Genomic DNA, 5591 nt, shown 5'->3' with positions numbered 1-5591 from the left:
TAGCTTGATCCTTGCCTGTTTGAAAAAGGAAAAACCAAGGAAAGCACAGGTTGACGAGCATAAAATGGAAAAACAGCTGAAAAAGCTGTTTTATCTTAGCAAAGATCATTTGAGCGAGAATTGCTGTAGAAACTCACAAGAACTTGAACTTGTGGGAGAAGTATGTTCACTGCCGCACAGGCAGCTTAGAAAATCACGTTTAGCATCGCGTTCGGACATTCTTTGTTCACTGCCGCACAGGCAGCTTAGAAATCAACATGCCCATCAGACCAATTTTTGGTATAGTTCACTGCCGCACAGGCAGCTTAGAAATATCAGCCCTCGCTTGTTGTTTGGTACGTTCTGTTCACTGCCGCACAGGCAGCTTAGAAAAAATTGAATTCATAATGTATCTCCCCTTGTCTGTTCACTGCCGCACAGGCAGCTTAGAAATGTTATCCCTGTTTACGGCAAATCGATTACCAGTTCACTGCCGCACAGGCAGCTTAGAAATCATAAAATCGGGTTGATCATTCAATCTCTCTGTTCACTGCCGCACAGGCAGCTTAGAAAATTAAGCAACTAAATTAAAGCCTGGCACTTGCGTTCACTGCCGCACAGGCAGCTTAGAAATTCTCTTGCACGTTCACGCGCCTTAGCTAAGAGTTCACTGCCGCACAGGCAGCTTAGAAATGTTTGCTTCATCATCTAATCTTTCATCGTTCGTTCACTGCCGCACAGGCAGCTTAGAAAAGGATTACAAGAATCCACGCGTCAAAAATTAAGTTCACTGCCGCACAGGCAGCTTAGAAAAATCTATCGACACGCGGCCAGTATTTTGAAGAGTTCACTGCCGCACAGGCAGCTTAGAAACACCGGATTATATGCAACTGCGTTTACATAAAGTTCACTGCCGCACAGGCAGCTTAGAAACTAAGATGGGGAAAACTGCTTATCTTGAAGCAGTTCACTGCCGCACAGGCAGCTTAGAAATGTAGCGTCTGGCGCGAAGTGAATAAGTCCTAGTTCACTGCCGCACAGGCAGCTTAGAAAGCTGACAAAGGCGGACAAAATCCAGAGGAAAAGTTCACTGCCGCACAGGCAGCTTAGAAACTTGTATTACTGGCGCGACACCGACGGCAATAGGTTCACTGCCGCACAGGCAGCTTAGAAAATCCATTTCTGCGATCTCCTTTTTACTGAACGGTTCACTGCCGCACAGGCAGCTTAGAAAACTCAAGTTGGCTCCACGCAAGTCGGCTCCACTGTTCACTGCCGCACAGGCAGCTTAGAAAGGGTATTCTTTGACGCATCGACTAAGCGCATTGTTCACTGCCGCACAGGCAGCTTAGAAATCAATTAAAGAATTAACCAAACGCGCGGGCGAGTTCACTGCCGCACAGGCAGCTTAGAAATTGTATTACTGGCGCGACACCGACTGCAATAGGTTCACTGCCGCACAGGCAGCTTAGAAAACTCAAGTCGGCTCCACGCAAGTTGGCTCTACGTTCACTGCCGCACAGGCAGCTTAGAAACGTTCACTGACTGACTGCCGCGCTTTCGTTGAGTTCACTGCCGCACAGGCAGCTTAGAAATCTTTCATACGAGGCGAATAAACCACATCAGGGTTCACTGCCGCACAGGCAGCTTAGAAATTCAATTAAGCCATCTTCAAACTTTTCAAATGGTTCACTGCCGCACAGGCAGCTTAGAAATGTATAGCTTGGGTCGGTTGTAACTAGGTGAGGTTCACTGCCGCACAGGCAGCTTAGAAATTTATCATCTTGTGCAATTAATCCGTCAGGACGTTCACTGCCGCACAGGCAGCTTAGAAATTCTGTCTGTAATGTGACGCGCTCAATCTCTTTGTTCACTGCCGCACAGGCAGCTTAGAAAATTTCAAAAAGCATTTCTTCAGCGTCTACAATGTTCACTGCCGCACAGGCAGCTTAGAAAAGAACCCCCATCAAAGTGGCGCCGATGTTATCGTTCACTGCCGCACAGGCAGCTTAGAAAATATTTTTCGCATTGCGTTTCGCAAGTGCTTTGTTCACTGCCGCACAGGCAGCTTAGAAAATTATTTAATTGGGTAGTTAACTCTTTTTCTAGTTCACTGCCGCACAGGCAGCTTAGAAATCCAGCCGTCACCGTGAGATTTGTAACCCCAAGTTCACTGCCGCACAGGCAGCTTAGAAATTATCAACCGCGCGTATATAGCCAAACGAGAAGTTCACTGCCGCACAGGCAGCTTAGAAAGAAAGGTAGAGCAGGTTTGCGAATAAGAGAATGTTCACTGCCGCACAGGCAGCTTAGAAAACAACATTGAAATACCAGCGACCTCTTGAGTCGTTCACTGCCGCACAGGCAGCTTAGAAATATTTAATAGTGTTCAATATAATCGCCACTCAGTTCACTGCCGCACAGGCAGCTTAGAAAAGTTGACTTAATAACCCCTGATGAACTGCCTAGTTCACTGCCGCACAGGCAGCTTAGAAACTCCACTAAATCAGAGATTTTAGTGGGCGATTGTTCACTGCCGCACAGGCAGCTTAGAAATTATTCTGATTACCACAGCACAAAAACAGTTAGTTCACTGCCGCACAGGCAGCTTAGAAAGTTAAAGCTTTACACGCTTCTTTTTGAGTCTTGTTCACTGCCGCACAGGCAGCTTAGAAATTGATAAGTAAGTGAATAACAGGTAATACAGTGTTCACTGCCGCACAGGCAGCTTAGAAACCAAGTAACTTGCCTTTGTAACTCACTAATGAGTTCACTGCCGCACAGGCAGCTTAGAAAGACAGACGCTGGAACATACGGCGTATTCGACGGTTCACTGCCGCACAGGCAGCTTAGAAAATATTCGGATCGATGCATTGCTCTCTAAATGTGTTCACTGCCGCACAGGCAGCTTAGAAAATATTTTTCAGTAGGAGCAGGCAAACCAACACGTTCACTGCCGCACAGGCAGCTTAGAAAGATCGGTCTCTAAATCTATACAGTCTGTCGCGAGCACTGAGCAGCAAAATGCCGAAACAGCCCAAGTTGCGACCGCTTCTAATGAGATGGTTAGTACCATTTATGAAATAGCACAGAGTGCCTCAACGGCGGCAGGTTTAGCACAAGGTGCTAATAAAGAAGCGCTGCAAGGTAAAAAAGTTGTCACCGAATCTGTCCACTCAGTTGCAGACCTATCCACGGAAATACAATCTGCAAGTACTGTTATCTCTGAGTTACGCAGTGAATGTGGTGCTATTGATTCGGTTTTATCTGTTATCAAAGGTATAGCAGAACAAACCAACTTACTGGCTTTAAATGCTGCCATTGAAGCCGCAAGAGCAGGTGAACAAGGGAGAGAATTTGCGGTTGTTGCTGATGAAGTAAGAAACTTAGTGGGAAGAACACAGGGGGCAACTCTGGAGATAAATGGGATTATTGAGCAATTACAAAGCAAAGCTAAAGAGGCTGTTAATGCGATCAAAAATAGTGCCGAAATAGCGAATGTTGCAGTGCAACAAGCGAATAAAGCAAGCGAGTTTCTTGATATGATAGCCGATGCGGTGAATGCTATTCTAGATGCTAATGATCACATTGCGACAGCGGCTGAAGAGCAATCTGCGGTGTCCAGAGAGATCGATGAAAGGCTCGTTGTTATTGCCGATTTGGCGAACGGAACAAATCTACTCGCAGCAGATATTAATCGCGGTAATGAGGCGCTACAAAAATTAGGCGAAAATATAACTGAGTTGATGGCAACGTTTAAAGTTTAATTTCAACTTGGTTGAAATGTTGAGCATTGTAAGATTGAAGATACGAAAAAGGGTGAACATCAGGAGCAAGACTTTTTTATTAGATCTATACTCAAGACATCAACGGTCGCGCATTATTTGCCGAGAAGCGACTTGCCCATGCTGTCTGTTAGCTCCGGCTTGCTACATTGAATGTGTCGGGCGCGTGATCTTTTTAAGCAATACTAAGAGGTGAAATATTGATATGAAAAAAGATTTTGATAAGTTGATTGATAAGCTGAAAGCTGAGCGAGATGAATTGAAACTGAAAATACATCTTGGTTCTATGGATGCGAAAAAAGAGTTTGAAGCTGCAGAAAAAAAGTGGCAGCAAATTAAAATGAAAGCGGCTGAAATTTCTAACGATACAGTTGAAACATCCGAAGAATATATGGATAAGGCCAAAGTGGTCGGAGAGGAGCTTAAAGAGGCTTATATAAGAATTGCCAAGCGCTTGCACAAATAAGCTGATCAGTTCTTATTGTACTAAATTAGCAGGTCAGGGGAGTGGCTAGTACTGATGGCGTTAATTTGTCATTAACAGTGTATCTTGGGTATATGGTGCCAGTTAGTTGTGTATTGTGGTGTTAAGAATTGTCGGCGCATTGCCCACTTCTCATCTAGTCCTTGGCTGGCTAATCGTGCGCTATCAGTGCCATATTTTTGATTGATACCATCTAATATCTTCATTAAACCATGATCACTTTTACGTTCATTAAATAGCTCAAATTGCTGCTGCTGTTCATTACTTAAATCTAATAAGCCTACGCCTACTTTGTAATATTCGATGCCAGTTTCAAAAAGCGCATCAATATTTTCGTTGATCGTTTTAATTAAATCACAGGTGCTATTAGTCGCGCTGAAGTGTTTGACAATCTTAAAGCTGCGGGGGTGTTTATCAAAAGGGCTATTGGCTGTAAAAGCCATTAAGGTGCTACATAGTGAACCTTGTTGCCGTGCTTTAGCCGCCGCAATTGCGGTGTGCTTGGCAAGAGCCTGTTGCAGGGAGTCAATATCTATAATGCGTTGGCCAACACTTCTTGTTGAGAATATTTGTTGTTTATCCGCTCGCGTTTCATCCCATTCTTTACACACTTCACCATTGAGCTCTTTAATCGTTCGCAGTAGTTCAACATCGAAGTTCTGACGTATCTCATGTAGATTGAGGCGAACTAATTTAGCGACGTTATCAACTCCTAATGCTAATAGTTTTTCCGTTGTTTTGCGTCCAATCCCCCAAACATTGCCAGGCGTTAATTGTAAAAATAACTGCTGCTTTATTTGTGAATTGTCTAATAAGCAGACGCCTTGATAACTAGGCCATTTTTTAGCAATATGATTGGCAAGTTTTGCCAAGGTTAATGTTGTTCCTAGCCCGACACAAACAGGCAAACGTGTTTCTTTCCAAACCGCTTTGCGTAATTCTTGTGCGTATTGCACAAGACAAGGGATACTTTGTTGACAATGATTAAAGTTGAGGAATGATTCATCAATAGAGTAGATGTGCTGGTGTGGTGCGAAACGGCCAATAATCTGCATCATTTTACTGGAAAGATCGGCATACAGTTCATAGTTTGATGAGCAAACAATAACTCCTTTTTTTTCGCAGAGTAATTTGGCGTGAAAATAGGGTTGAAATTTTTTGATGCCTAATGCGATTGCTTGTTTATTTGCCGCCACAATACAGCCATCATTATTAGATAACTGATGTTACGCACTTACGGCCAGCATCTGCTTCCAGGCTTTAAGTGCTTCTTTTTGAGCTTTTATATAAAGCTTTGTTTTCAATCCAAATGTGGTTAAGCCTTTTTTTACACTTAACCCTTC

General features: G+C 43.8%; 3 protein-coding genes, 1 pseudogene and 1 CRISPR repeat array. Of the genes and pseudogenes, 2 read left to right on the top strand and 2 right to left on the bottom strand.

Annotated features, from left to right (window positions below):
* Positions 1-164: 164 nt before the first annotated feature.
* Positions 165-2955: a CRISPR direct-repeat array (repeat unit 28 nt; unit sequence GTTCACTGCCGCACAGGCAGCTTAGAAA).
* An 86-nt stretch (positions 2956-3041) separates the two neighbouring features.
* Positions 3042-3746, top strand: coding sequence for a methyl-accepting chemotaxis protein (locus KSO91_RS15895; protein WP_238744011.1), 705 nt, complete (start codon positions 3042-3044; stop codon positions 3744-3746).
* A 223-nt stretch (positions 3747-3969) separates the two neighbouring features.
* Positions 3970-4230 (top strand): Atg14 domain-containing protein, encoded by a 261-nt coding sequence (locus KSO91_RS15890; protein ID WP_238744010.1) that lies wholly within the window; start codon positions 3970-3972, stop codon positions 4228-4230.
* A 71-nt stretch (positions 4231-4301) separates the two neighbouring features.
* Here the strand turns inward: KSO91_RS15890 and KSO91_RS15885 are convergent, their stop codons facing one another.
* Together KSO91_RS15885 and KSO91_RS17975 are read right to left on the bottom strand one after the other, a co-directional pair.
* Entirely contained in the window at positions 4302-5447 is a 1146-nt protein-coding gene (locus KSO91_RS15885) for a Y-family DNA polymerase (protein WP_338049789.1), read from the bottom strand.
* A 27-nt stretch (positions 5448-5474) separates the two neighbouring features.
* Positions 5475-5591, bottom strand: a pseudogene (locus tag KSO91_RS17975) (IS701 family transposase); the annotation flags it as partial.

Origin of the sequence: Psychromonas antarctica, from assembly GCF_022267535.1 — a bacterium.
Taxonomy (GTDB): Bacteria; Pseudomonadota; Gammaproteobacteria; order Enterobacterales; family Psychromonadaceae; genus Psychromonas; species Psychromonas antarctica.
Note: the sequence above shows the minus strand (reverse complement) of the source record. Positions and strands in the feature narration are given on the sequence as shown.

Coding starts and splice junctions, on each gene's coding strand:
- KSO91_RS15895 (WP_238744011.1), top strand. CDS start 3,042: ATGGTTAGTACCATTTATGAAATAGCACAGAGTGCCTCAACGGCGGCA.
- KSO91_RS15890 (WP_238744010.1), top strand. CDS start 3,970: ATGAAAAAAGATTTTGATAAGTTGATTGATAAGCTGAAAGCTGAGCGA.